The 24,434-nt window shown below is 67.4% G+C and carries 27 protein-coding genes; 18 read left to right on the forward strand and 9 right to left on the reverse strand.

The genetic code is table 11. From position 1 onward, the window contains the following. Positions 1–4: 4 nt before the first annotated feature. The 3 genes from VOI27_RS09810 to VOI27_RS09820 form a co-directional block, all read right to left on the reverse strand. A complete protein-coding gene (locus VOI27_RS09810; RefSeq protein ID WP_323765154.1) occupies positions 5–979 on the reverse strand; it encodes a hypothetical protein in 975 nt (324 codons plus the stop codon). A 120-nt stretch (positions 980–1,099) separates the two neighbouring features. Continuing rightward, positions 1,100–3,169, reverse strand: coding sequence for a catalase (locus VOI27_RS09815; protein ID WP_323765156.1), 2,070 nt, complete (start codon positions 3,167–3,169; stop codon positions 1,100–1,102). A gap of 95 nt (positions 3,170–3,264) precedes the next feature. Further along, positions 3,265–3,534: a hypothetical protein gene (locus VOI27_RS09820; protein ID WP_323765157.1), complete on the reverse strand. Its 270-nt coding sequence runs from the start codon at positions 3,532–3,534 to the stop codon at positions 3,265–3,267. Positions 3,535–3,943: 409 nt separating this feature from the next. On the opposite strand from VOI27_RS09820, the gene VOI27_RS09825 reads away from it, so the two are divergent. Beyond that, positions 3,944–4,531 carry a L,D-transpeptidase gene (locus VOI27_RS09825; RefSeq protein ID WP_323765158.1) on the forward strand — a complete coding sequence of 196 codons (588 nt, stop codon included), beginning with the start codon at positions 3,944–3,946 and terminating at the stop codon, positions 4,529–4,531. A 9-nt stretch (positions 4,532–4,540) separates the two neighbouring features. Here VOI27_RS09825 and VOI27_RS09830 read toward each other — a convergent pair whose 3' ends face one another. Continuing rightward, a complete protein-coding gene (locus VOI27_RS09830) occupies positions 4,541–5,320 on the reverse strand; it encodes an IclR family transcriptional regulator (protein WP_323765159.1) in 780 nt (259 codons plus the stop codon). 84 nt (positions 5,321–5,404) lie between these two features. Between VOI27_RS09830 and VOI27_RS09835 the strand changes: the two genes are divergently transcribed. The 16 genes from VOI27_RS09835 to VOI27_RS09910 all read left to right on the forward strand — a co-directional run bounded on the left by VOI27_RS09835 (position 5,405) and on the right by VOI27_RS09910 (position 20,179). After that, a complete protein-coding gene (locus tag VOI27_RS09835; RefSeq protein ID WP_323765160.1) occupies positions 5,405–6,349 on the forward strand; it encodes a cupin domain-containing protein in 945 nt (314 codons plus the stop codon). 305 nt (positions 6,350–6,654) lie between these two features. Next, positions 6,655–6,957, forward strand: a complete 303-nt coding sequence (locus VOI27_RS09840; protein WP_323765161.1) for a recombinase-like helix-turn-helix domain-containing protein — start codon at positions 6,655–6,657, stop codon at positions 6,955–6,957. Beyond that, a complete protein-coding gene (locus VOI27_RS09845) occupies positions 6,947–7,717 on the forward strand; it encodes an ABC transporter ATP-binding protein (RefSeq protein WP_323765162.1) in 771 nt (256 codons plus the stop codon). The genes VOI27_RS09840 and VOI27_RS09845 overlap by 11 nt, the downstream gene beginning before the upstream one ends. A 31-nt stretch (positions 7,718–7,748) precedes the next feature. Beyond that, a complete protein-coding gene (locus tag VOI27_RS09850) occupies positions 7,749–8,723 on the forward strand; it encodes an ABC transporter substrate-binding protein (protein ID WP_323765163.1) in 975 nt (324 codons plus the stop codon). 74 nt (positions 8,724–8,797) lie between these two features. Beyond that, positions 8,798–9,562: an ABC transporter permease gene (locus tag VOI27_RS09855; RefSeq protein WP_323765164.1), complete on the forward strand. Its 765-nt coding sequence runs from the start codon at positions 8,798–8,800 to the stop codon at positions 9,560–9,562. A gap of 56 nt (positions 9,563–9,618) precedes the next feature. Further along, the gene (locus VOI27_RS09860; RefSeq protein WP_323765165.1) at positions 9,619–10,665 is read left to right on the forward strand and encodes an aromatic ring-hydroxylating dioxygenase subunit alpha; all 1,047 of its coding nucleotides are present in this window, start codon (positions 9,619–9,621) and stop codon (positions 10,663–10,665) included. Then, positions 10,662–11,402: an SDR family oxidoreductase gene (locus tag VOI27_RS09865; protein ID WP_323765166.1), complete on the forward strand. Its 741-nt coding sequence runs from the start codon at positions 10,662–10,664 to the stop codon at positions 11,400–11,402. The genes VOI27_RS09860 and VOI27_RS09865 overlap by 4 nt, the downstream gene beginning before the upstream one ends. Further along, the gene (locus VOI27_RS09870; protein ID WP_323765167.1) at positions 11,399–12,208 is read left to right on the forward strand and encodes an alpha/beta hydrolase; all 810 of its coding nucleotides are present in this window, start codon (positions 11,399–11,401) and stop codon (positions 12,206–12,208) included. Before VOI27_RS09865 ends, VOI27_RS09870 begins: the two co-directional genes overlap by 4 nt. 18 nt (positions 12,209–12,226) lie before the next feature. Next, positions 12,227–13,156 carry a VOC family protein gene (locus VOI27_RS09875; protein WP_323765168.1) on the forward strand — a complete coding sequence of 310 codons (930 nt, stop codon included), beginning with the start codon at positions 12,227–12,229 and terminating at the stop codon, positions 13,154–13,156. Next, positions 13,156–13,944: an SDR family oxidoreductase gene (locus tag VOI27_RS09880; protein ID WP_323765169.1), complete on the forward strand. Its 789-nt coding sequence runs from the start codon at positions 13,156–13,158 to the stop codon at positions 13,942–13,944. Before VOI27_RS09875 ends, VOI27_RS09880 begins: the two co-directional genes overlap by 1 nt. A gap of 11 nt (positions 13,945–13,955) precedes the next feature. After that, positions 13,956–15,629: a thiamine pyrophosphate-binding protein gene (locus VOI27_RS09885; RefSeq protein ID WP_323765170.1), complete on the forward strand. Its 1,674-nt coding sequence runs from the start codon at positions 13,956–13,958 to the stop codon at positions 15,627–15,629. Positions 15,630–15,632: 3 nt separating this feature from the next. Next, positions 15,633–16,409 (forward strand): aspartate dehydrogenase, encoded by a 777-nt coding sequence (locus VOI27_RS09890; protein WP_323765171.1) that lies wholly within the window; start codon positions 15,633–15,635, stop codon positions 16,407–16,409. Then, the gene (locus tag VOI27_RS09895; RefSeq protein WP_323765172.1) at positions 16,409–17,908 is read left to right on the forward strand and encodes an aldehyde dehydrogenase; all 1,500 of its coding nucleotides are present in this window, start codon (positions 16,409–16,411) and stop codon (positions 17,906–17,908) included. Before VOI27_RS09890 ends, VOI27_RS09895 begins: the two co-directional genes overlap by 1 nt. Beyond that, entirely contained in the window at positions 17,905–19,119 is a 1,215-nt protein-coding gene (locus VOI27_RS09900) for an FAD-dependent oxidoreductase (protein WP_323765173.1), read from the forward strand. The genes VOI27_RS09895 and VOI27_RS09900 overlap by 4 nt, the downstream gene beginning before the upstream one ends. Then, positions 19,116–19,583 carry a flavodoxin domain-containing protein gene (locus VOI27_RS09905; RefSeq protein WP_323765174.1) on the forward strand — a complete coding sequence of 156 codons (468 nt, stop codon included), beginning with the start codon at positions 19,116–19,118 and terminating at the stop codon, positions 19,581–19,583. Before VOI27_RS09900 ends, VOI27_RS09905 begins: the two co-directional genes overlap by 4 nt. Continuing rightward, positions 19,580–20,179: a pentapeptide repeat-containing protein gene (locus tag VOI27_RS09910; protein ID WP_323765175.1), complete on the forward strand. Its 600-nt coding sequence runs from the start codon at positions 19,580–19,582 to the stop codon at positions 20,177–20,179. The genes VOI27_RS09905 and VOI27_RS09910 overlap by 4 nt, the downstream gene beginning before the upstream one ends. On the opposite strand, the gene VOI27_RS09915 is transcribed toward VOI27_RS09910, so the two are convergent. Next, entirely contained in the window at positions 20,170–20,982 is an 813-nt protein-coding gene (locus tag VOI27_RS09915) for an IclR family transcriptional regulator (RefSeq protein ID WP_323765176.1), read from the reverse strand. The two genes, VOI27_RS09910 and VOI27_RS09915, sit on opposite strands and share 10 nt — an antisense overlap. A 165-nt stretch (positions 20,983–21,147) precedes the next feature. On the opposite strand from VOI27_RS09915, the gene VOI27_RS09920 reads away from it, so the two are divergent. After that, entirely contained in the window at positions 21,148–21,819 is a 672-nt protein-coding gene (locus VOI27_RS09920) for a DUF1045 domain-containing protein (protein ID WP_323765177.1), read from the forward strand. Positions 21,820–21,928: 109 nt separating this feature from the next. On the opposite strand, the gene VOI27_RS09925 is transcribed toward VOI27_RS09920, so the two are convergent. The 4 genes from VOI27_RS09925 to VOI27_RS09940 are packed head-to-tail and all read right to left on the reverse strand — an operon-like array spanning position 21,929 to position 24,364. Further along, positions 21,929–22,537, reverse strand: coding sequence for a hypothetical protein (locus VOI27_RS09925; RefSeq protein WP_323765178.1), 609 nt, complete (start codon positions 22,535–22,537; stop codon positions 21,929–21,931). Continuing rightward, a complete protein-coding gene (locus tag VOI27_RS09930; RefSeq protein WP_323765179.1) occupies positions 22,538–22,915 on the reverse strand; it encodes a flagellar motor switch protein in 378 nt (125 codons plus the stop codon). Then, on the reverse strand, positions 22,899–23,876 hold the full coding sequence (locus VOI27_RS09935) for a flagellar motor switch protein FliM (RefSeq protein WP_323765180.1): 978 nt from the start codon (positions 23,874–23,876) through the stop codon (positions 22,899–22,901). The genes VOI27_RS09930 and VOI27_RS09935 overlap by 17 nt, the downstream gene beginning before the upstream one ends. Continuing rightward, a complete protein-coding gene (locus tag VOI27_RS09940; RefSeq protein ID WP_323765181.1) occupies positions 23,873–24,364 on the reverse strand; it encodes a flagellar basal body-associated FliL family protein in 492 nt (163 codons plus the stop codon). The genes VOI27_RS09935 and VOI27_RS09940 overlap by 4 nt, the downstream gene beginning before the upstream one ends. Positions 24,365–24,434 lie beyond the last annotated feature (70 nt).

Below are 24,434 nucleotides of genomic sequence, written 5' to 3' on the forward strand. Positions count from 1 at the left end.
CCGCTCAGCTGTCGGTCAAGGCAAAGGCGCTGATCTCGTAGCGGGTCGTCCAGGGCGTGCCGGCGCGCAGCTGCACCCCGGCGCGGCGGCCTTGAAGACTGGGGTCGAAGGGGGTGACGCCCCCGTCAAACAGGCTCGAGACAGGCTCGACGCCCATGCCGGTGAACTGCCCGAAGCCGGGGATCTCGGTGCCGGGATTGGCGAGCCAGAGCAGGCAATGCGGCAGGTCGTCGGCCGACCACGTCAGCCTGACACCGGCCCCCTCGTCCGGATAGCGCAGTTCCGCCTCGCCGTCGCAGTCCCAGATTTGCACCAGCGCCTCGCGGTGACGCGGGAACGCCTCGGGAAACCGCAGCGCGCCGCCGTCCCGCGTGGGCAGGCTGCCGCCCTTTTGTACCAAGGTGGCCGGCTGCAGCCCCATGCCCGCCGGGGCCAGCGCGGCCGGCACGGTGCTGGCCTCTGCACCGCCGGTCCAATCGAGGGTGACCCCGGCGCCGCCGTCGGGCAGGCGAAAGATCGGGTGCAGGCCGATCGGCAGCAGGCAGTCGCGCGCCGGGGTGACCGTCAGGGTGAACTCTGCTCTCGGTGCGTCAGACGACAGGCGCACCTCGCGCTCCAGCCGGGCGACATCATGGCCCGCGGGATAGTCGATCGACATGCGGGCGCTGGCGCCGTCGCTGTGATCGAGCTGCCAGCGGGCGTTGCTGCCGTAGCCGTGGTGCTGCGGGTCGGGAGCGGAGGTGCCGAAGGGCACGCAGGGCCATTCGCCGCCCAGCTCGGCCAGATGCGGCGACAGTCCCGGCAGATCCTCGGGGCGGACGGTGCCGCTCCACGCGGCCTCGGCCATGGGCGCAAAGCTGCGACCGCCGGGCAGGTGAAAGGTGAGGTCATGCAGGATCGCGCCCAGCGGGCCGATGGCGGCGCTGCACTGCGCGGTCTCGAGCGGCGTCCAGCCGTCACGTGGGGCAGAGGGGGTCATCACGCAGCTCCGGTCCGTGGGGGTCGGGGCGCTTGTAGCGTGCGCCGGCACGGGAAGCCAAGCTGGGAAACGTGCGGCGGTCCGGGGAGGAGACCCCGGACCGCCCGTGGGTCAGCGCGCTCAGGCGGCCTTGACCGGGGTGCGATCCCAGAACCGCAGCTTGCGGCACATCTCGATGAACCGCGTCGAGGCATCACTGTCAGACAGCGCGCAGAAACCGTCGTCCATCTTTTCGGCAACGCCCACGGACTTGAAAAGCGGCAATGCGCCGTCGGTATGGGCGATGAACTTGGCATGGGCAAAGGCGTCGCTGGCGAAGTCCTGGCTTGGTTTGTCCTCGGCCAGGGTCTTGCCGGCCGCTTCGGTCAGCACGATGGCCACCGCGTCATAGAGCACCGAGGGGCCGCCATCGATCTTCTGGTCGGCTTCGATATGGCTGCCATCCGACAGGGTCGCGCCGGCGACATGCGGCGCCACGATTTCAACCATCGCGCCCTCGGCCTTGGCGGCCGCCTTCAGCGCGTTGACCAGATCGGCGTCGGAGCCTTCGGCGAGGTAGATGCCCAGCTTGCGGCCGGCGAAACTGTCGGGGCCGTTCTTGAGGATGGACAGTGCGGGCGACTCAGCCAACCCGGTCACCGGCTCGCGCGCCGGCACCGCCTTGTCAGGCAGCGCTTTCAGGCCGATGCCATCGGCCACCTGCTGCGCCAGCCCGTCGTCGATCCAGCGCAGGTGGCCCACCATGCGCTCGCGGATGTCCATCCGTTGCACCTTGGACAGCTCGAAGGTCAGCGCGTCGGCCATGTGCTTCTGCTCGAGCGGCGTCTGGCTGATGTAGAACTGCCGCGCCTGGCTGTAGTGGTCGGAAAAGCTCTCGGGGCGGATCCGCAGCTTTTCGCCCTCCATCGGCTCGCGATAGCTCTGAAAGCCGCGGCTGGGGTTCTCGCGCGGGCCGCCGTCTTTGCCCCAGCTGTTGGGCTCGTAGTTGGCGCGGCCCTTGGGGTTGTGCATCGCCATGTGGCCGTCCTGCTGGAAGTGATGCACCGGGCAGCGCGGGGCATTGATCGGGATATGAGTGAAATTCGGCCCGCCAAGCCGCTTGGTCTGGGTGTCGAGATACGAGAAGTTGCGGCCCTGCAGCAGCGGGTCATTGGTGAAATCGATGCCGGGCACGATGTTCTGGGTACAAAAGGCGACCTGTTCGGTCTCGGCAAAGAAGTTCTCGACGTTGTTGTCGAGCACCATGCGGCCGATGATGCGCACCGGCACCTGCTCTTCGGGGATGATCTTGGTGGCGTCGAGCACGTCGAATTCGAAGCTGTCGGCGAATTCCTGGTCAAAGACCTGAACGCCCAGCTCCCATTCCGGGTAATCACCGCTGTCGATCGCGGCCCAGAGGTCGCGGCGGTGGAAATCGGGATCGGCGCCGTTGATCTTGAGCGCCTCGTTCCAGACCACCGACTGCAGGCCCTGCTTGGGCTTCCAGTGGAACTTGACGAAGGTCGATTTGCCCTCGCTGTCGACCAGACGGAAGGTGTGCACCCCGAAGCCCTCCATGAAGCGGAAGGAGCGCGGGATGGCGCGGTCTGACATGATCCACATCACCATATGCGTGGCTTCCGGGGTCAGCGAGATGAAATCCCAGAAGTTGTCATGCGCGGTCTGCGCCTGCGGAAAGCCACGGTCGGGCGCGGGCTTGGCGGCATGCACCAAGTCGGGGAACTTGATCGCGTCCTGGATGAAGAAGACGGGGATGTTGTTGCCGACGAGATCCCAGTTGCCGTCCTTGGTGTAGAACTTTACCGCAAATCCGCGCACGTCACGGGCGAGGTCCGGCGAGCCCTTGTTTCCGGCGACGGTCGAAAACCGGGTGAACACCGGCGTCTTCTCGCCCTTGCGCTGGAACAGGTCGGCGGCGGAGAGTTCCGGGATCGGGTCGGTCAGCTCGAAATAACCATGCGCGCCGTAGCCGCGGGCATGGACCACGCGCTCTGGGATACGCTCGTGGTCAAAATGGAAGATCTTCTCGCGCATCACGTGATCTTCCAGCAGCACCGGCCCGCGCGGCCCGGCCTTGAGCGAGTTCTGATCGTCGGCCACCGGCGCGCCCTGAGCGGTGGTCATTGTCCGTTCGGCCTCGGTGGTCGTTTGATGGATCTCGCCACCGTTGCCCTTGGTCTGGTCAGTCATGCAATCGTACCTTTTCACTGGAGATGAACGGAGAGAAACCCCGGCCAGACACTGGTCTTCCGGGGCAAGAGGCGCCGGTCAGTCGCACGGCGGCCTCATGACGCGCCCTTGCGCCAGGGCTCAGCGGTATCGGCAAAGAACCCCTCGAAGCCCTCGAGCCTGGCCAGCCCCTCGGGATCGGTGTCGCCCGGCGCGTCGGGGGTGTGCGGCGAGAGGGTGATCTCCGAGGCCGAATCCTCCGGAGCAGGCCAGAGACCGCGCCAATGCGCCCAGAACGGGACATGAAAGATCGCCAGCGCGGCGCTCGGCGGCTGGGGCCGGGCGTCGACGGCGGGGTGGTGTGGGTCAGTTCCTAAAGCGGCCATTCCGGCGCCTCCTGGCTGCGGGATGCGACTGCGGGGTGCGTCGCGGCTCCCTGTTTCAAATCACCCGGGCGCTGGACTGGCCGTGGGCTGATCTCTCACACATCACTCGTCACGCGGCACGCCGGTACAGGAGATCAGCCCCTCGCGGTCCACCCGGGTGGGAGCCAAGTTTCGGGTGCCGCAGGTTCAACAAGCCAGGGCGCGATGGGTTCCCGCCGCGGGCCGGGGCCGGCGCAGATTTCCCGGCGGCGCGCTCGCGGCGACATCGCATCAACGTGACAGGCTGCGGCGGAAATCTTGCGTAGATTGCCAGAGACGGCCGCCGGGCTCGCGCAGCGGTGCGGCCTGCTGGAACCGGACCAGCGGCGGCGCGTTTCACAGCCCTGCAGGCTAGAAGAAAGGCAGACCCATGAAGAGACGACAGTTTGTTGGCGGCGCGCTTGGCGCGGCCGTGCTCGGAGCCGGAACCCCCGCGCTGGCGCATCCCCCGGAGCAACTTCCCGCCTATGATCTTCCTCCCGCGCTGCTGCCGCGCGAGATCGATTTCTTCGCCGATCTGCCACCCTACGAGATACATGTGGTGCCGGACGAGTTCGCGCTCTACTGGACGCTGCCGAACCAGAGGGCGATGCGCTATGTGGTGGGCGTCGGCCGGCCCGGGCTTTATGAGGCGGGCGAGTTTTATGTCGGTGCCCGTAAGGAATGGCCCAGCTGGACGCCGACGCCGGGCATGCTGGAGCGCGAACCGGAGCGTTATCAGCAATATGCCGACGGGATGCCGGGCGGGCTGAACAATCCGCTGGGGTCGCGGGCGCTCTACCTGTTCGATCCCGAACGCGGCGACACGTTCCTGCGCATCCACGGCACCAATGAGCCCTCGACCCTGGGGCAGCGGGTCTCGAATGGCTGCGCACGGCTGGTCAACGACCAGATGATCGAACTCTACGATCAGGTGCCGATGGACACCCGCGTCGTGCTGCATCCGCAGGACGTCTGACCCGGTCCTCTACGCCCGCCCGAGGTGCCGCGAGATCGCCCGGGCGCAGCCGGTGACCGCCTCGATCAGCCGCGCGTCGGGGGCTTCTGGCACCTCGATCGCGCGGGTGGCGTTGATTGCGCCGACGATGCCGCCCGACAGGTCGCGGATCGGTGCCGCCACCGAGGCCATGCCACGCTCGAAACTGCCGAGCTGCACCACCACCTCGCGGCCACGGTCCGCCCGCCATTGCTCGAGCAGCGTCGCCATGCTCTGTGGCGTGCCGCTTGGCGCGTGGTCGTATTGCTCGTCGCGATAAAGCGCGACCAGCGAGTCTTCGTCGAGATCGGTCAGCAGCACCCGTCCCATGGTGGTCGCCGCCGCCGGCAACCGGCTGCCGACATGCACGATGCTGCCCATGCCGGTGCGGCTGGCGACCCGCAGCATGTAGAGCACGCTGCGCCCGTCACGGACGCCCAGATGGGTCGACCATTCGGTGTCGTCGCGCAGCCGCTCGATCTCGGGCAGGGCGATCTGCACCAATTCGCGCGAGGCCATGTAGCCATGCCCCAACCGCAGCACCGCCGGCCCCAGCGCATAGGTCTGGCGGCGGGCGTCATGCAGCAGAAACCCCAGGTGCGCCAGCGTATAGACCGTGCGGAACGCCGCCGAGCGGCTGAGGTCGAGCGCGCGGGCGATTTCTGACAGGGTCAGCTCCGGCCGGTCGGCGGCAAAGATGTCGAGCACCGCGAATCCCCGGATCAGCCCGGGCACGAGATAGCGGTCTTCGTCGGAATCTGTTTTGTCCATAAAACGGTGTGTATCAGGCAAAACGCGGTCGCGCTACCTTTGAAGCACAGACACGTGCAGGCCACGGACCAAGGAGACACCGACATGAACATGCGCGCTACCGCATCGCCGCTCGCGGCAGACCTCAAGGCCCATACCGGCCGCTTTACCGACAAGGAATTCGACTGGAACGCCTTTCCCTCGAATGCCGGGTTCGATGACCTGTCCCGCGCGCAGATGCGGTATGTCGGCGCCGGCGGCTCGCCCAAGGTGGGCGACACCTCGACCCTCAAGGCCGACAATTTCACCGTCTCGCTGATCTACAAGGAGCCGGGCAAATACGCCGCCTGCCACAGCCATGAGATCGAAGAGAGCTTTCTGATCATCGACGGTGCGCTGATCGTCGGCTGGGAAAAGGATGGCGAGGTGGTCGAGGTCAACCTCGGGCCCAAGGACATGATCCTGAATGCCCGCGAGATCGGCCATGGCTTTCGGGTCGACGGCGTCGAGCCGGTGCTGATGACGATTTCGGTCGATGTCGGCAAGCCGCTGCCGCCGGTCTATCACTACCATCCCAAGGAACATGCCCCCGAGCTGGCGCGGGCGTTCGGCGCCAAGCCGGGCGAGACCCTCAAGTTCGATCCCGAGGGCGAACATCCGCTGCAGCAGCTAATGGCGAAATACGTCATTCGCCATGCCGACCAGCCGACGATCTGGGAAAAGGCGGGCTTTACCCGCAAGGTTTATGTCGGTGCAGGCGGTCTGGAGCATGACACCTGCCGCAAGGAAATGTGGGGTGTGCCCTCGCGCGTCGGCATCAAAGGGTTTATCCGCGAGGTCGAGGATGCGTTTCTGGTGCTCGAAGGCAGCCTGACCGTCGGCTGGGAAGACAACGGCGAGACCGTGGAGGTCGAGCTTGGCCCACGTGATCTGGTCAAGACCCCGGCCGGCCGCAAGCATTGGATCCGCAATGACGGGGCCGGCGCCGCGACGGTCTGGCACGTGATCGGCACCGCGCAAGAGGATGGTGTTGTCTACGAAGCCGCCTGAGCCTGTGACAGGCCAAGAATAACCGGTGTGGCGGTCTGAGCCGCCGCACCGCGGAGGTCCGTTTCGCTGCCTTGGGAGGGGTTGGCGCGCGCCTCGGATTTCATCATGATCTGCGTTGAAATTCAAAGGCTTGCACAGATGTTGTGCAGGAGGAGACACCGGCCGGGAGCCCCCGAGAATATTTGCGAAAGCACTTGACTCACCCGGGGGCCTTTCAGCTAACATCAATTGTGAACACAGTGTTCGCATTTGAACATCAAGATGCGACGTCGGGCGAGACGTCACACAGCCAAGGGAGACGCGTCATGGATGCATTCAAGGACAGACTGGCTCAGCGCGCCGCGGACACCAGCCGCCCGGCGCTGGCGCATCAATGCCGCGGCCGTGCGCTCGAGCCGCGCGAAACCGCCTTTGCCACAGCCTTGATGGAGGTCTATGGCGCGGTCGGTCACGACTGGGACGCGGTCGCCACCGAACTGGCCGACCGCTGCGTCGAGGCGCCGCGCTCTGGCCGCACCGACTGGACCGCGGATCTGCTGCACGAGGAACTGTCGGCGACCAATGCCGAGCTCGACGCCGCCTATGCGGAGCACGGTTATGGCGCTTGAGTTCCGCAATGTCACCAAGGAGTTCACCACCAACTCCGGCGCGCGGCTGACCGCCGTCACGGATGTGAGCTTCAGGGTCGAGCCGGGCGAGTTCGTCTCGGTCGTGGGGCCGTCGGGCTGTGGCAAGTCGACGATCCTGTCGATGACCGCCGGGCTCTACCAGCCGACCCAGGGCGAGGTGCTGGTCTCGGACCGGGCGGTCACCGGGCCGAATTCGCATGTCGGTTTCATGCTGCAGAAGGACCTGCTGCTGCCGTGGCGGTCGATCCTCAACAATGTCGAGTTCGGGCTCGAGGCGCGCGGCGTGGCCAAGGCCGAACGCCGCGAACGGGCGATGGCGGAGCTGGCGCATTGCCAGCTGGCCGGCTTCGAGAACCACTATCCCTACCAGCTCTCCGGCGGCATGCGGCAACGCGCGGCGCTGGCGCGGACGCTGGCGATCGATCCCGAGATCATCCTGCTCGACGAGCCGTTCTCGGCGCTCGATGCGCAGACCAAGCTGCTGCTGCAGAATTCCTTTGCCGGCACCATCGCCGAGACCGGCAAGACCACGCTGCTGATCACCCACGACCTGGCCGAGGCGGTGCTGATGTCCGACCGCATCCTGGTGCTGTCGGAACGTCCGGGCACGGTGATGGCCGAAATCAAGGTAGAGCTGCCACAGCGCGACAAGCCGATCAACCGCCGCACCATGCCGGAGGTGGCCGACTATGCCGCGCAGCTCTTCAAGCATCTGAAACTGGAAGAAAAAGCTGCCTGAAGGCGGCGCTCGGAACAGGGAGTCCCGAACCATGAAGCATACCATCCTGAACACAGTCGCCGCCGCCGCCCTGGCGCTTTCCGCCGGTGCTGCCTCGGCTGCCGACAAGGTCACCTACCTGTTCCCGGCACCCGATTTCCTGCCCGCCTTCGCGCCGTTCCAGCTGGCCAAGGGCAAGGGCTATTTCGAGGCCAACGGTCTCGACGTCACCTTTCAGGTGGGCAAGGGCGGCGCCGATGTGGCGACGCAGGTCGCGCTCGGCAATGCCGAGCTTGGCGGGGGCATCGGCGACACGCCGATCATCGTGCGCGCCAACGGCCTTGAGATCCGCGGCGTGGCGCTTCTGGGCGGCCGGGGTCTGACCCAGCTGGCCTGGCGCGAGGATGCCGGCATCTCCGGCCCGGCCGACCTGAAGGGCAAGTCGATCGGCGTGCTCTCGTTTCAGGACACCACCTATTACAACCTCCTGGGTGTGCTGGCCTCGGTCGGGCTGACCAAGAATGACGTTGATATTCAGGCCGTAGGCCCCGGCGGCATCATCCAGCTGACCATTGCCGGCAAGCTTGACGCTATGTCGGGCGTGCCGGAATGGATCGCGGCGATAGAGGCCGCCGGCGTGGCGATGGACCAGCAGCCGGTCGACAGCGTGTTTCCGGCCATGGCGCAGGCGATCATCGCCTCTGACAAGACCATCGCCGAGAAACCGGAGGTGGTGCAGGGATTTGTCGACGCGGTGCTGCAGGGCGTGCGCGACATCTCGGCCGATCCCAAGGCCGCGGCCGAGGAATACGTCAAGCTGGTGCCGCAGCATTCCGAGAACCTCGCCGGGATCGAGGCGATCATGCGCGCCTATGCCGAGCTGATCTATCCCGAGGGTGAGAACCAGCCGCTGGGTGCCTTCAGCGAAGAGCGGATCAAGGCGGTGCAGGCCTTCTACGTCGATAACGGTCTCGTGCGCACGGCGGTGCCGGTGGACGAGCTCTATACCAACGAGTTCATCAAATGACAGATGCAACGCAGGCCGTGGCCGGGGGCGTTTCCCCGGCTGCGAAAGCCCCCGCAACCGATGGGCCCCGTCTCATGCGACTTTCCAATCCGATCTACGCAAGCCTGACGCTGCTGGTCCTCGTGCTGCTGGCCTGGCAATTCCTGCCGACCGCGCTGGACGTGCCGAAGTTCATCATCCCGACGCTGACCGACTGCCTGTCGGAACTGGTGCGGATGTTCAGGTTCGAGGGGCTCACCGGCCACTTCCTGTCGACCGCGCTCTATACCGTGCTGGGCTTTCTGATCGGCAGCCTGCTGGGCGCGGTGCTGGGCTATCTGCTGGGCATGTCGGAGTTCTGGGAGAAGGTGCTCTCGCCCTACATCCTGGCGCTGCAGATCGCGCCCAAGGTGGCCTTTGCTCCGCTCTTCATCATGTGGTTCGGCTATAACTCGATCCCCAAGCTCTTGGTCACCGTGCTGATCGTGTTCTTCCCGGTGCTGGTCAACGTGCTGCAGGCGATGCGCACCGTCGACCGTGATCTGGTGAACCTTGCGCGGGCCTACAACCTCAGCCGGCTCGGCGTGTTCTGGAAGATCGAGATGCCCTCGACCCTGCCCAACCTGATGGCCGGTCTGCGGATCGCCTCCACCCTCGCCGTGATCGGCGTGACCGTGGGCGAGCTGGTCGGCGGCAACACCGGGCTCGGGTTCCTGATTTCCTACGGCGGCGGGCAAGCCAATGCCGCGATGGTGTTCAACGCGATCCTGCTGCTGACGGTGATTGGCTACGGCCTCTATGTCGCGCTGGTGCGGATCGAGACCCGGGTGCTGCACTACCTGCCGCGCGCCGAGCACTGAGCTTACACGAAGTTTCGGCCACCGCGCGTGGCCACCCAAGACAAGGGAGAAGGCACATGACTGTCGTCGACAAGAAGGCGCTGATCGAGAAGCGCGTGAACGAAGGCCTGAAGGGCCAGTGGTATCCGGTCTGCAAATCGGTGGAGGTCAAGACCTCGAAGCCGCATGGCGTGAAGCTCCTGGGTCAGAAGCTGGTGCTGTGGCGGGACGGATCGGACCGGATCCGCTGCCTCGAGGATTTTTGCCCGCACCGTGGCGCGCCGCTCAGCTATGGCGAGGTGCATGATGGCAACGTCGCCTGCCGCTACCACGGTGTCGTGGTCGATGGCGAGGGCGTGGTGCAGCGGGTGCCGGCGATGCCGGAATGCGCGCTCGAAGGCCGCAAGGCGCTGCAATCCTACACCGTGCAGGAGGCCAACGACGCGGTCTTTGTCTATGTGCCCTCGGCCGACCGGCCCGAGCCGCCGGAACTGCTGCTGCCCAAGGAGATGACGAGCGACGCATGGACCGGTTTCCTGTGCACCTCGCTGTGGGAGACCAACTACCGCTACGCGCTCGACAACCTCGCCGACCCGATGCACGGCTGCTACCTGCATGCCGACAGTTTCACGCTGGCCTTCGGGTCCAAGCAGGACCTGATGCAGCTCAACAAGACCGACGAGGGCTTTCGCATCGAGCGCGTCGGCCAAACCGGCGAGAACTTCGACTGGACCGAGTTCGAGATCCATCCCGGCTCGATGTTCTGTTTCCTCGACATTCCCTATCCGCCGGCGGCGGGGCCGGGGGGCGTCTTTCGGATCATCGGCTTTACCACGCCGGTGGATGAGACCACCTGCCGGGTGTTCTTCTGGCGGATGCGCAAGGTGGAAGGCACGGCGCGCGAAAGCTGGCGCTTTCTCTATCGCGCGGTGCTCGAGACCAACCACTGGAACGTGCTCGAGCAGGACCGGGTGATGCTCGAAGGCATGCCCGACGACGCCCGCAAGCGCGAGATGCTGTATCAGCATGACCTAGGCGTAAGCCGCATCCGGCAGATCCTCACCCGCGCGGCCAAGGCGCAAATCGAGGCCGAGCTGAAGAGCGAACAGGTGGCGGCGGAATGAGCCTTGCAGGCCGTCATATCCTCGTCACCGGTGCGGCGCGCGGTCTGGGTGAAGTGATCGCCCGGTCGCTCGCCGACAGGGGCGCACGCCTGATCCTCGCGGATATCGCCGAGGAAGAGGGCCGCGCCACGGCCGAGGCGCTCGGCGCGGGGTTCGTGCCGGTCGATCTGGGCGATCCGGGTTCGATCCGGGCCTGTGGGGAAGAGGTCGCGCGGCTGACGGGCGGCACATTGCACGGGCTGGTCAACAACGGCGCGATTGCCACCGGCATCGGCGGGGTTCCCTACGACGAGATCGAGATCGACAGCTGGGATCTGGTGCAACGGGTCAACGTGCGCGGCACATGGCTGATGGTGCGGGCCTGTGCGCCGCTGCTCAAGGCGTCAGGCTCGGGCCGCATCGTCAACATGGCGTCGGATACCGCGCTCTGGGGCGCGCCGCGGCTGATGTCCTATGTCGCGAGCAAGGGCGCGGTGATCGCGATGACGCGGTCACTGGCGCGCGAGCTTGGCCCGGACCGGATCGGGGTGACGGCGGTGGCGCCGGGCATCCTGACCACCGAGAGCACCGACTACGTGCCGGAGGCGCGGCACCGGCAGTATGCCGAAGGCCGCGCGGTGCCGGGTTCGCAAGCGCCGCAGGACATCACCGACGTGGTGGCCTTTCTGGTCGAAAAGGGCGCGCTGACGCTCACCGGGCAGCTGCTGCCGGTCAACAACGGGTTCGTTTTCGCATGAGCTGGGTCGCACATACCTCCGATGGCCTGAGCTATCTCGAACGCCCCGGCAACGGGCCCGTCTTGGTGCTGCTACACGGCATCGGGTCGAACGCCGCCTCCTTCACGCCGCTCCTGCCGCATCTGCCGGCAACCCTGCGGGTGATTGCCTGGAACGCGCCGGGCTATGGCGGGTCGGCGCCGCTGGCCCCGACTTGGCCGCAGGCGCAGGACTACGCTTCGGCGCTCGACGGGTTGCTCGACCGCGCCCGGGTACCGGAGTTCGCGCTGCTCGGCCATTCGCTGGGCGCGCTGATCGCGGCATCCTATGCGGCAGGCCGCGCCGACCGGGTGAGCCATCTGACGCTCGCCGCCCCCGCCATTGGCCACGGGGTGCCGGCTGGCGAGGCGCTGAGCGCCCCGGCGCAGGCACGGATCGACGATCTGGAACGGCTGGGTGCGGAAGACTTCGCCAAGGCCCGCGCGCCGCGCCTCGTGCACCGGCCCGAGGACAATCCCGAGGCGCTGGCTCTGGTGCAGACCGCCATGCGCCGGGTCTCGATGCCGGGCTATGGCCAGGCGGCGCGGATGCTGGCTTCGGGGCGGCTGCTCGACGATGCCGACCGGCTCTGGGTGCCGACTGATGTGATCGTCGGTGCCGAAGATCAGGTGACCCCGCCAGAGGGCGCGCGCCGCGTGCATGACCGGCTGCACGCCAAGGCGCGCGGAACATACACGGAGCTGCCGGGCCTCGGCCACGCGCTCTATCAACAGGACCCGGTGCGCTTTGCCAAAGCCTTGCGCCAGACCGCCGCGGCGGTCGTGTGACCGGAGAGGGAGAACGAGATGACTGAGACCATTCGCACCGAGGCGCTGCGCGGCATCATGATGCGCGGCCCCGGCCTGACCCAGACGCTGCCGTTCTACGAGGACATGTGGGGGCTCAAGCTGGCCCATGCCGAGGACGGCACGGCGCTGTTACGCGGCACCGGCGAGGAGGCGTTCCTTTATGGGCTGAAGGACGGGCCGGTCTTCGGGATCGAGTACATCCACTTCGCCATGCCCGACCGCGAGACCATGGACGCGCTGCACGCGCAATGCCTCGCCAAGGGCGCGCCGGTCTTGGGCGCTCCGATGGCGTTCGACGACTGGTCCGGCGGCTACGGCTTCGAGGTGCTGGACCCTGACAATCGCCGGTTGCGGTTCCGCTGCGATGCCCGCACGCTGGACGAAGAGCCGGAATGGGCCAAGCCGCGCAAGGTCTCTCACGTGGTGCTGAACGCGCCGGACATGGAGGCGACACAGGCGTTTTACGAGACCGTGCTGGGCTTCCGGGTGTCGGATTATTCCGCCGACCAGATGGTTTTCCTGCGTTGCAACACCGACCACCACGCCATCGCGCTGGTGCGCGGCAACTATGCCAGCGTGAACCACGTGGCGTTTGAAATGCCGACGCTGGATGAGTTCATGCGCGGCATCGGCCGGATGAAACAGAAGGGCCATGTGCCCACATGGGGGCCGGGGCGGCACGGGCCGGGCGACAATCCGTTTGCCTATTTCGTCTCGCCGTCGGGTTTCGTGATCGAGTTCACCTCGGAGGTGCAGCAGATCGACGAGGCCACCCATGAGGCGCAGGTCTGGCCGCGTGACGACCCCGAGAAGATGGACCAGTGGATGACCGCAGGCCCGCCGACCCCGGCGCAGCGCGCGGTGATGCAGGGCCGGCCCGATCCGGGCTTTCCCGAGCTGCGCGCCAAGGCGAAAGGAGCCGCGTAATGCGATACGACTATGACAAATGCGTGGCCGTGGTGACCGGCGGCTCCTCCGGCATCGGCCTCGCCACCGTGCGGCTGCTGCTGGAAAGCGGCGCGCGGGTGGCGTTCTGCGCCCGCAACGAGAGCCGGTTGAACGACGTGGCGGCGGTGCTCAAGCGCGACTTCGGCGAGGGCAACGTGCTGACCTCCGCCTTCTCGGTGCTGGACAAGGACGCGGTGCAGGGCTTCGCCGATCAGGTGCGCGACACCTGGGGCCGCTGCGACCTGCTGGTCAACAACGCGGGGCAGGGCCGGATCTCGACCTTCGAGGACACCAGTGACGACGACTGGCGCGCCGAATACGAGCTGAAGCTGTTCTCCCAGGTGCTGCCGGTGCGGGCCTTCCTGCCGATGCTGCGCGAGGCCGAGGGCGCCATCGTCGCGGTCAATTCGCTTCTGGCCTACCAGCCAGAGCCGCATATGGTCTGCACCTCCTCGGCGCGCGCCGGCGTGCAGAACCTGCTGAAATCGCTCTCGGTCGAACTGGCGCCGCAAGTGCGGGTCAACTCCGTGCTCATGGGGCTCATCGGCTCGGGCCAGTGGACCCGGCGCTTTGCCGAGCGCGAGGACCAGTCGGTCAGCCGCGCCGAATGGTACGGCGCACTGGCGGCGAAGAAGGGCATTCCGCTCGGCCGACTGGGCGAGGCCGAGGAAGCCGCCAATGCCATCGCCTTTCTGGGGTCCAGAGCGGCCAGCTACATCACCGGTGCACAGCTCGAAGTCTCGGGCGGCCTGTCCCGTCATATCTGAGGAAGCGGACCATGAAACACGATCCCATCAGCAAGACCGACACGGTCGGCGATTTCATTGCGCATTACCTGGCCGAGATCGGGGTGTCGGTGATGTTCGGCGTGATCTCGATCCACAACATGCCGATCCTCGACGCGGTGGCGCGGCAGGGGCGGATCCGCTTCGTGCCGGCGCGCGGCGAGGCCGGCGCGATGAACATGGCCGACGCCTATGCGCGGGTCTCGGGCGGGCTTGGCGTCTGCCTCACCTCGACCGGCACGGCGGCGGGCAACGCCGCCGGTGCGCAGGCCGAGGCGCTGACCGCGGGCAGCCGGGTGCTGCATATCACGACGCAGGTCGATCTGGGCTATGCAGACCGTGACAGGGCGGCGATCCACGACGTGCCGCGCCAGCCCGAGATGCTGCGCGGGGTATCGAAATCGGTTCACCGGATGTGGGACGCCAATGGCGCGATCGGCGCGCTGACGGCTGCTGTCTCGGACGCGCTCTCGGCCCCCTCCGGCCCGGTGAGCCTCGAGATCCCGGTGGATGTGCAACGCTCCCCCGCGGTGGTGATGGCGGCGGTGCATGTGCCGGTGCCCACCAAGCCCACCGCGCCGCAATCGGTGGTGGAAGAAATTGCGCGGCGGATCGCGGCCGCCAAGCGCCCGCTGATCTGGCTGGGCGGCGGCGCCCGCGGCGCGGTGGCCGAGGCCAGCGAGTTGATGCGCCGCGGCGTGGGCGTGGTGACTTCGACCAACGGCCGCGGCACGGTGTCGGAAGAAGAGGCCGGCAACCTCGGTGCCTTCAACATGGGGCCAGACGCGCTGGAACTCTTTGGTTCCTGCGACCTGATGCTGGTGGTGGGCTCGCGCCTGCGCGGCAACGAGACCCGAAACAACAAGATGCCGCTGCCACGGCCCTTGCTGCAGATCGACGCCGATGCAAGCCAAGGCGGGCGGAACTATCCGGTCGATGTCTTTGCCCATGGCGATGCCGCCGATACGCTGCGCCGCGTGCTGCAGCTGCTGCCCGAGACACTTGCCATCGACGATGGCCTGCGGTTTGACATTGCGCGGCTGCGCGCCCAGGCCGAGGGCCGGTTGCGCGACACGCTCGGACCCTATGCGGTGGTGGCCGAGGCGATCAGCGAGGCGGTGAGCGCCGGCGGCAACCCCTGGGTGCGCGACGTGACGATCTCGAACTCGACCTACGGCAACCGCTACGTGCGGCTCTCGGATCCGAAACAGGGCGTGCATGCGCTTGGCGGCGGCATCGGTCAGGGGGTGGCGATGGGCGTCGGCGCGGCGCTGGCCTCGCAAGGGTCGAAGGCGATCACGCTCTTGGGCGACGGCGGCACGATGCTGGGGCTGGCCGAGATGATCACCGCGGTCGATGAAAACGCGCCGCTGGTCTACGTGCTGATGAACGACCAGGCCTACGGCGTGATCGAGAACATTCAGGATGCGCAGTACGACAACCGCCGGCATTACTCCAAGGTCGCGGTGCCGGAGTTCGGCACCTTCTGCGGCTCGATCGGCATGCCGCATGTCAGGGTGGACGCCGTTGACGCCTTCGAAGCGGCGCTGCAGGCGGCGCTGGCGGCAGAGGGTCCGCGGCTGATCGAGGTCGACATGTGTGCCATCGGTCCCTTTGCCGAGGCCTTTGCCGGACCGCCGGCGGGCGCCGCGGGCAAGAAGGAGTAGGGCATGCATCTCGGTCTCGTCGGATACGGCAATATCGGCCGGTCGCTGCTCGACCTGCTGGACGCTGGGGAGCTCTCTCGCCTGACGGTGCTGGCGCGGCCGGGCAAGGCGCCGGACCTGCCGGGTGAGGTGGTCGACACGGTCGCGGACCTGATCGCCGCCGCGCCCGACCTGCTGGTCGAATGCGCCGGCCACGCGGCGGTGCGCGAGACGGTGCTGCCGGCGCTGAAGGCGGGGATCGACGTGGTCTTGGTCTCGATCGGTGCGCTCAGCGACCCGGAGCTTGAACGGGACCTGCATGCCGCGGCCGAGCAGGGCGGCGCGCGGCTGATCCTGCCGGCGGGGGCGATTGGCGGCATCGATCTGCTGGCGGCGATGGCGCCGGCGGGCGGGCTCGAGGTGAGCTATACCGGCACCAAGCCGCCGCAGGCCTGGCAGGGCACGCCGGCCGAAGACCTCATCGACCTTGGCGCCCTGACCACGGCGGCGACCTTCTTCTCCGGCAGTGCCCGCGAGGTGGCGCGGACCTTTCCGAAAAACGCCAACGTCGCGGCGACCTTGGCGCTGGCCGGCGCGGGAATGGATGCGACGCGGGTCGAGCTGGTGGCCGATCCGGCCGCAACCGGCAACCGCCATGCCTATCGCGTGCAGTCGCCGCTCGGCGACTACGAGATCCGGATCGACAACCGGGCCTCGAACGGCAACGCCAAGACCAGCGCGGCGACGATCTATTCGGTGCTGCGCGAAATCCGAAACCGCAAAGGACCGGTGGTGATCTGATGAAAATGGAACGTGATATTCTGCCCTCGGGGGCCTTGTTCATCGGCGGCACCTGGCGCACGGGGCGCGGCGCCGAGATCGCGTCGGTGTTTCCCGCCGATGGCTCTGTCAACCGGGTGCTCCGCGGTGCCTCGACCGAGGACGGCGAAGAGGCGATTGCCCGCGCCAAGGCGGCGCAGCCCGCCTGGGGGGCGCTGAAGCCGCATGAACGGGCGCGGGTGCTGGCCGCCATCGCCGACGGGATCGAGGCCAACATCGGCCGGATCTCGCAGATCCAGTCGCAGGACACCGGCAAGACTCTCTCCGAGACAGCGGCGCTGGCCGCCTCTGCCGCTGGCACCTTCCGCTATTTCGCCGCCGTGGCGGAGACTATGGACGAAGACCTGACGGCGCAGCGCGGCACCGCGCTGACGCTCTCGGTGCACGAGCCGATGGGCGTGGTGGGCGCGATCACGCCGTGGAATTCGCCGATTGCCTCCGACGCGCAAAAGCTGGCGCCGGCGCTGGCGGCGGGCAACGCGGTCATCCTGAAACCTGCCTCCTGGTCACCCCTCACGGCGCTCGAACTGGCACGGATCGCGGACGAGGCGGGGCTGCCCAAGGGACTCTTGTCGGTCCTGCCCGGATCGGGGCGCGAGATCGGCAATTTGCTGGTCGAGCACCGGGATATCGCCAAGATCAGCTTCACCGGCGGCACCGTGACGGGGCGCAACCTGGCCGAAAAAGCCGGGCGCAAGCTGATGCCAGTGAGCCTTGAGCTTGGCGGCAAATCGCCGACCATCGTGTTTGATGACGCGGACATGGAGGTGGCCTTGGCGGGTATCCTCTTCGGGGTGTTTTCCTCCACGGGGCAAAGCTGCATCGCCGGGTCGCGGCTCTTCGTGCAACGCGGTATCTATGGCCAATTCGTCACGCGGCTGGTCGCGGCAACCAAGCGCCTGCGGGTCGGTCACCCGTTCGAGGACGGCACGCAGGTTGCCTCGCTCATACACGCCGATCACTGCGACGAGGTGGCAGGCCATGTGGCCCGCGCGCTGGAGGACGGCGGAAAGCTGCTCTGTGGTGGCGGTGCGCCGGAAGGCTCGCAGTATGCCGATGGCAGCTTCTATCTGCCCACGATCATCGAGGGGCTAGACAATGAGTCCCGGCTTTGCCGGGACGAGGTTTTTGGCCCGGTTCTGGCGGTGCTGCCGTTCCACGACGAGGCCGAGGTGATCGCCCAGGGCAATGACAACGACTATGGCCTGGCGTGCGGCATCTGGACCCGCGATTTCCCCCGTGCCTGGCGGGTGGCGCGGGCGATCCGGGCCGGAACGGTCTGGATCAACACCTACAAGCAGTTCTCGATCTCGACCCCCTTCGGCGGAGATGGAGCCAGCGGGATCGGGCGCGAGAAGGGCCGTCAGGGAATGCGCGCCTATATGCATCAGAAGGCGATCTACACCGATCTGACCGGCGAACCGCACCCCTGGGCCGCAGAGGTGGTGAGGGCATCATGACTGGCAAGATCGCGATCATCGGGGCCGGGCCCTCGGGGTGTTTCCTGGCGCAGGCGCTGCTCAAGGCAGAGCCCGGGCTGCAGGTCGACCTGATCGACCGGCTGCCGGTGCCTTATGGCCTTGTACGCTACGGCGTGGCGGCGGATCACCAGGGCACCAAGGCCGTGACCCGCCAGTTCGCCCGGCTGTTCGAGCGGCAGGGGGCCGGGTACTATGGCAATGTCGGCATCGGCTCCGACGTGACGCTCGACGCGCTGCGCAGCGCCTATGACGCTGTGGTGCTTGCGGCGGGGCTGTCGGCCGACCGGGCGCTCGCGGTTCCCGGCGGCGATCTGCCCGGCGTCTTCGGCGCGGGCCGGCTGACGCGGGCGCTTTACGAGCACCCCGAGGCCGAGGCACTGCCCGACCTGGGGCCGCATCCGCTGATCGTCGGCAATGGCAATGTGGCGATCGACCTGCTGCGATTGCTGGCGAAATCGCCGGACGAGCTGGAGGGCTCTGATCTGGGGCAAGGGCCGACCGACTGGCTGGCGGGCAGCGGCATCGAGGAGATCACCATCACCGGGCGCTCGCCGGCGGCGGCGGCCAAGTTCGACACCGTGATGATCAAGGAGCTGGGCAAGCTCTCGGGCGTCGCGATCCGGGTGATCGGGGCCGGCGAGAGCGACGACCCCGAGGCGCAAAAGAAGCTCGATGCGCTCAAGGCGCTGGAGGGCGGCGCCGGGCCGCGCCGGATCACCTTCCGCTTCGGGCTGACGCCCTTGGCGGTCGACGGCCCGGGACGGGCCGAGGCGGTGCGCTTTGCCACGACCGACGGCGAAGAGCGGCTGCCCTGTACTTCGGTGCTGACCGCCATCGGCTTTGACACGCCGGGCGATCTGCCGCGTGACGCGCTTTTGACCGAGGAGAGCGGGGGCCGGCTGGCCGAAGGGCTTTACGCCACCGGCTGGTTCCGGCGCGGGCCGCGCGGCACCATCCCCGACAACCGCGCCGACGCCAAGGCCCTCGCCGAGCGTATCCTGGCCGAGCTGCGGCCCGACCCAAGCCGGCCGGGGGCTGACATCCTGCAGGGCCGCGACCATACCGACTATGACGGCTGGTGCCGCATTGACAGCGCCGAGACCGCCAATCCGCCGCCCGGGCGCTGCCGGGCCAAGATCACGACCCGCGAGGAGATGCTGAGCCTCGCCCGACAGGAGGACATGCAATGAACATCCAGGTGCTTTACGGAACCGAGACCGGCAATGCCGAAATGCTGGCCGAGGACATCGCCGCCGAGCTCGAGGCCGACCACGAGGTCACGGCGGTCAACCTGTCGGATTTCGATCCCTCCGCGTTCGACGCCGGCACGCTCTACCTGCTGGTCTGCTCGACCTATGGCGACGGCGAACTGCCGGCCTCGGCCCAGCCCTTTGCCGAGAAGCTCGAGGCGAAAGCGCCAGACCTGACCGGCGTGCATTTCGGCATCTTCGGCATGGGCGACAGCGAATATGACGAGACCTTCAACGGCGGCCCCAAGACCCTGGCGGAACTGATGATCGCCCGCGGCGCCACGCAGCTGGGCGCGCGGATTGCGCATGACGCCTCTGGTGCGGAGATGGCCGAAGACCTGGCCTTTCCCTGGGCCGAAGAAATCGTCGGCATGGCCGGCGATGCGCTGGGTCAGGCGGCATGAGCACGGCGGCGGAGATACGCCAGCGGCTGAGCCAGCCCTGGCAGCACGGCAGCCACGCCGATTTCCGCGGGGTGTGCTGCGATGAGCTGCTGGACCTGTCGGGGCTGGCGCTCGACGGTGTCGACCTGTCCGGGGCGCAGCTCGCCGGCGGGATCGACGCCTCTGGCGCGCGGTTCGACGGGCTGTGCTGGTTCCGCGAGGTGACGATTACCGGACCGGCGCGGTTTGACGGCACGACCTTCATGAACGATGCCCGCTTCGAGGGGGCGCGCTTTGCAGGCGCCTCGTTCCGGGGTGCGGAGTTTCGTGGCATCGGCCGCTTCGACGGAGCGCAATTTGCCGAGGGCGGGGATTTTGCCGGGATCACCTGTTACGGCAACTTCTCGCTGCAATCGGTCGAGGGGCGCGGGACGCTCAGCTTTCGTGGCAGCGAGTGGCTGGGCGGGCTGTGGTGCGATCATGCCAGCCTGCCAAAGACGGTCGATCTGGCCGAGACGCAGGTCCATGGCCGGCTCTGGCTGCGGGACGCAAGGCGCGGCGCCGCGGCGCTGCGGCCAGAGGATTTCGGCATGGCCTTTGGCTACGCCTACATCTGATCGGCGGCCCAGCCCCGATAGCCCAGCGCCTCGGAGATCTGCTGCGCGGCGGATTTCAACGCCGCCTCGATCGCCGCCGCTTGCTCGGTGCCTTCGGTGAAAATGCCGGCATGGCCGGTGACATTGATCGCCGCCACCGCCTCGCCGCGGTGGTTGTAGACCGGGGCGGCGGCCGAGCCGATTTCGGCCTCGAAGTTCGCCACGCTCCACGACACCCCGCGCGAGCGGTCCTCGGCCAGCTGATCGACCAGCGCCGCGAGCGAGGTGCGGGTCTTGGTGGTATAGGCCTCGAGCGGATAGTCGGCATAGAGCGCCTGCAGGTCCGCGCGGCTGAGTTCGGCCAGCAGGATGCGTCCGATGGTGGTGGCATGGGCCGGCAGGCGGGTGCCTTCGCGCACCGTGCTGGCCAGGTGCGACACCGGGGTTTCGCGCGCGAGGTAGACGATCTCATGGCCTTCGCGGACGCCCAGATGGGCCGATAGCTTGAGCTGGTCGACCAGCTGACACAGCACCGGCCGCGCGGTGGGCACGATGCCGCGATCGTTCAACGCCTCGGCGGCCAGCGAGATCAGCCCGGTGCCCAGCCGATAGCCGCCCTCGTCCGGCAGCGCTTCGATGATGCGCTCGGCCTCGAGCGTGGCAAGGATGCGGATCAGCGTGGTGCGGTTGACGCCGGTCGCCTTGGCGGCATGGCTGATCTTGCGACACCGGTTGCCGGCTGCGATATAGCGCAGCACCGTCAGGGCACGCACCACCGGCTGAACGCTGTAGCCCGGGCTCTTGGGTTGAATGTCCGTGTTCATATAATGCTCATCCTGTTCAATTGTGAACTGGATACCCGGCGCGGCCGGCCAAGGCAACCGCGCCCGCACCCGGCCGGAGCGGTCAATTCCGGGACATCTTGCGACTGTGGCACCATTGGCAAGCGCGCCCGCGTCTGACAGACAGGGGTCGTGGAGGGAGCGCTCATGTCCTACAGCCGTTTCGCGATCTATTACCTGCCGTCCGAGGGTGCTTTGGCGCGGTTCGGCGCGCAGTGGCTGGGCTGGGACGTGGCGCAGGGCACAGAAGTCGCCCAGCCCGATCTGCCGGCGATGGCCGAGGTCACGGCGACACCGCGAAAATACGGCTTTCACGCCACGCTGAAGCCGCCGTTCCGGCTGGCCGAGGGTTGCGATCCGGCCGGGCTGCAGGCGGCGGTGGCCGAGATGGCCGCGGGCTGTCCTCCGGCCCTGACCGAGGGGCTGGAGCCGGCGCGACTGGGGTCGTTTCTGGCGCTGGTGCCCAAGGGCGACACCGCCGGCATCGCGCGCGTCGCGGCCACCTGCGTCTCGGCGCTCGACCGCTTCCGCGCGCCGCCGGCCGAGGGTGAGCTGACCCGCCGTCGCAAAGCACGGCTGAGCGAGCGGCAAGAGGCGCTGCTGCTGCGCTGGGGCTACCCTTACGTGATGGAGGAGTTCCGGTTTCACCTGACGCTCACCGGCCGGTTGCCGCGCAAGGCCGTGGCGCAGTGGCAGGCGCACGTGACGGCGCATCTGCCGCCGCTGCCCGCACCCTTCGTCCTTGATGCGGTAGCCTTGGTGGGCGAGCGCGCCGACGGCCGGTTCGAGCTGGTGCAAAGGTATGACCTGGGCGGCTGAAAAACCTGTGCCTGGAGACCTGCCGGCATAGGAAGGTGAGCGAGCGTGCGCAGGATCCAGCCGGAAATCGCGGAATCAGACTTATGTGATGTCGCGCCTTCTGCGTGGCTTACAGGCGGATGTCATCGAGGCGCTGGTCGCCGGGCAGTTTCGAGCGTTCGAGGATGATCTGCGAGATCGCCCGCGCGCGCACCGGGTCGAGCGCGGCGAGGATCGGGGCGGCATCGCGTTCGTCCATCGTGCCCATCACCATCACCGAAACCTCGATATCGAGATCGTTCATGATCTTGGCGGCGTCCTTGGGCTTCATGTTGCGGTAGAGCGACACCAGACGGTCGACATCGGCGGTATGGGCCGCGTCGATCTTGGCCATCAGCCCCTCGAGCTCGGTCTTCAGGTCGGCCAGTCGCTGGCGCTCGATTTCCAGCGTCTCGAAGGCCAGATCATGCTCGGCCGCGCGCTCGGCACCGCGGGCCTTCTGCGCCTCGAGCAGCTCGCGCTCGCGGCGGATCGAGGCCAGCAGCGCCTCGGGCGCCTCGCAGACCTGTGGCTCCGACGGCATCGCGGCGGGTTTCTCGTCGGTGGCAGCAGAGGCGGCCGAGACGAATCCGGCAAAGGCCGGAAACTCGTTGTCCTCGGGCCGGTCGAGAAAGGTCGTGGTGGCCTTGGCAATGGCGACCACCGCGATCGCCGGAAGGATGAGACTGGTCGGGCGCATCTAGGCCTCGCGCTGGCGGACGGTGTCAAAGAAGCCGCGGATCAGCTCGGACTTGCCGGCGATCGGCGTGGCCTCGGGATTGCGCGGTGCGGGCTCGCGCTTGGTGCGGAAGGCCGGCTCCGACGACGGCGCCTCGCTCTCGGGCCGGGCCTCGGTGCGGGTGTCGGCGCGCTTGCGCAGCGGCGCAACCTCGCGCGCGGCGCGCAAGGCCGAGACGGTGCTTTCGCTGCGATCGACCGCCTGGCTGAAACTGCCGATCAGCGGCTCCATCTCGCGCAGCGCCTCCATCATCCGGCGCACCCGCCGGTCAACCAGCCAGGCATAGCCCAGCGTCCCGAGAAGCAGCACAACCAAGGCAATATCAATCGCGAAGGACATCTGAAAGCTCCTCGTCCTGGTAAAGTTTTTCGGTGAACTTGAGCGCCACGCGGCCGTTCTTGCGCCGCCCGACCTCGGCGAGGGCAATGTCGAGCCCGGCGCAGCGCAGGGTGACCGGATCATCGGCCTGCAGCCCGAGGTCGAGCACCTGCCCCGGCGTCCAGGACAGCACGTCGCGCAGCGGCAGCGTGACCTGCTGCATCACGGCCGCCAGTTCGATGCTGCTGCTGCCCAGCATATCTGTCATCTTGCGCCGCCAGCCGCTGTCGCCGCCAAGCTGGCCGCCGGTGAAATGCTGCGACAGCACATGCGACACCTGCTCAAAGGCGGTATTGGGCAGCAAAAAGACCATCTCGCCCACCCGCTGGTCGATCTGGACACTGATCACCGCGCGCACGCAGGCGCTGGTCGGCGGCGCGATCAAGAGCCCGCGCGGGTTGGTCTCGAGATAGTCGATGCGGAAGGTGACCGGCGAGACCTTGTCGAAGGCGGCGGAAAGATCGGTCAGCACGGTGTCACAGAACGCCCGGCCGACGCGTTTCTCGATACCGGTGAAATTGCGCGTCTGCGGCGCCGAGGACGGGCACATGCGGCCACCGAAGGTGACCTCGACGATGTTGAACAGCAGCTCGGGACTGACCACCGCAGCGATGGTGCCGCCCCAGGCGTCGGCGTCGGTCACCGCGATCAGCGCCACGTTCGGCAGGTCGGCGACGGCATCCTGGCAGGTCAGGTAGTCGATCGAGGTCAGCTCGGTCTCGGCGACGCCGCCGAAATAGCTGCGCAACACCTGCGCCAGCGACAGGGCGAACCGGTCAAAGGCGACCTCGAGCATCGGCAGGCGGGCAAAGGAATCGCGCGCCCGCGCCACCATCAGCTCCTGAACCTCCCGGGTAGAGCCGGATCGGGGGCTGGCCTCGGCGGTCCGTTGCGGGGGTTTCTGGGCGGTGTCGGCACTCATTGGATAATCAGGTCCGCAATCAGGAATTGCTGCGGCGCCTCGCTCTCGGTGATTGCCCTGGCGCGGCGCAGCAGTTCGGATTTCAGCCGCACCAGCCCGATGCTGCCCTGCAGGTCGCTCTCGTTGAGCTGGCGCAGGTACTCCTGAAAGCTGTCGCGGAGGAAGAGCTTGCGCTCTTCGATGTTCGCGGCGCCGGGAAGGGTGGAATCATAGGCCATGGCGATGTTGAGCTTGAGAAACCGCGTCGTCTGTCGACCGGTGGCGGTGGTCGCGGTGATGTTGACGATGATTTCCTTGAACGGCGTGACCGCGATGTTCTCGCCGGCAATCTCGGCTGGTGCGGCGACCGGCTCTGCTGCGTCCACGACCTCGGGCGCCGCATCGCCAAAGGGCAGCAGGGCCATCAACCGCTCTGGCCCGACCGAGATCACCAGCCCGCCCGCCAGCGCGATGACGCAGGCAAGCAGCAGCGCGAGCAGGCGCAGCATCCGCTTGCCCTTGCTGGGGGAGATGTCTGCCGGTGGGTCTGAGGGCGCCGCGACCATGGATCAATGCTTT

Origin of the sequence: Marinovum sp. (assembly GCF_034669705.1) — a bacterium.
Lineage (GTDB): Bacteria > Pseudomonadota > Alphaproteobacteria > Rhodobacterales > Rhodobacteraceae > Marinovum.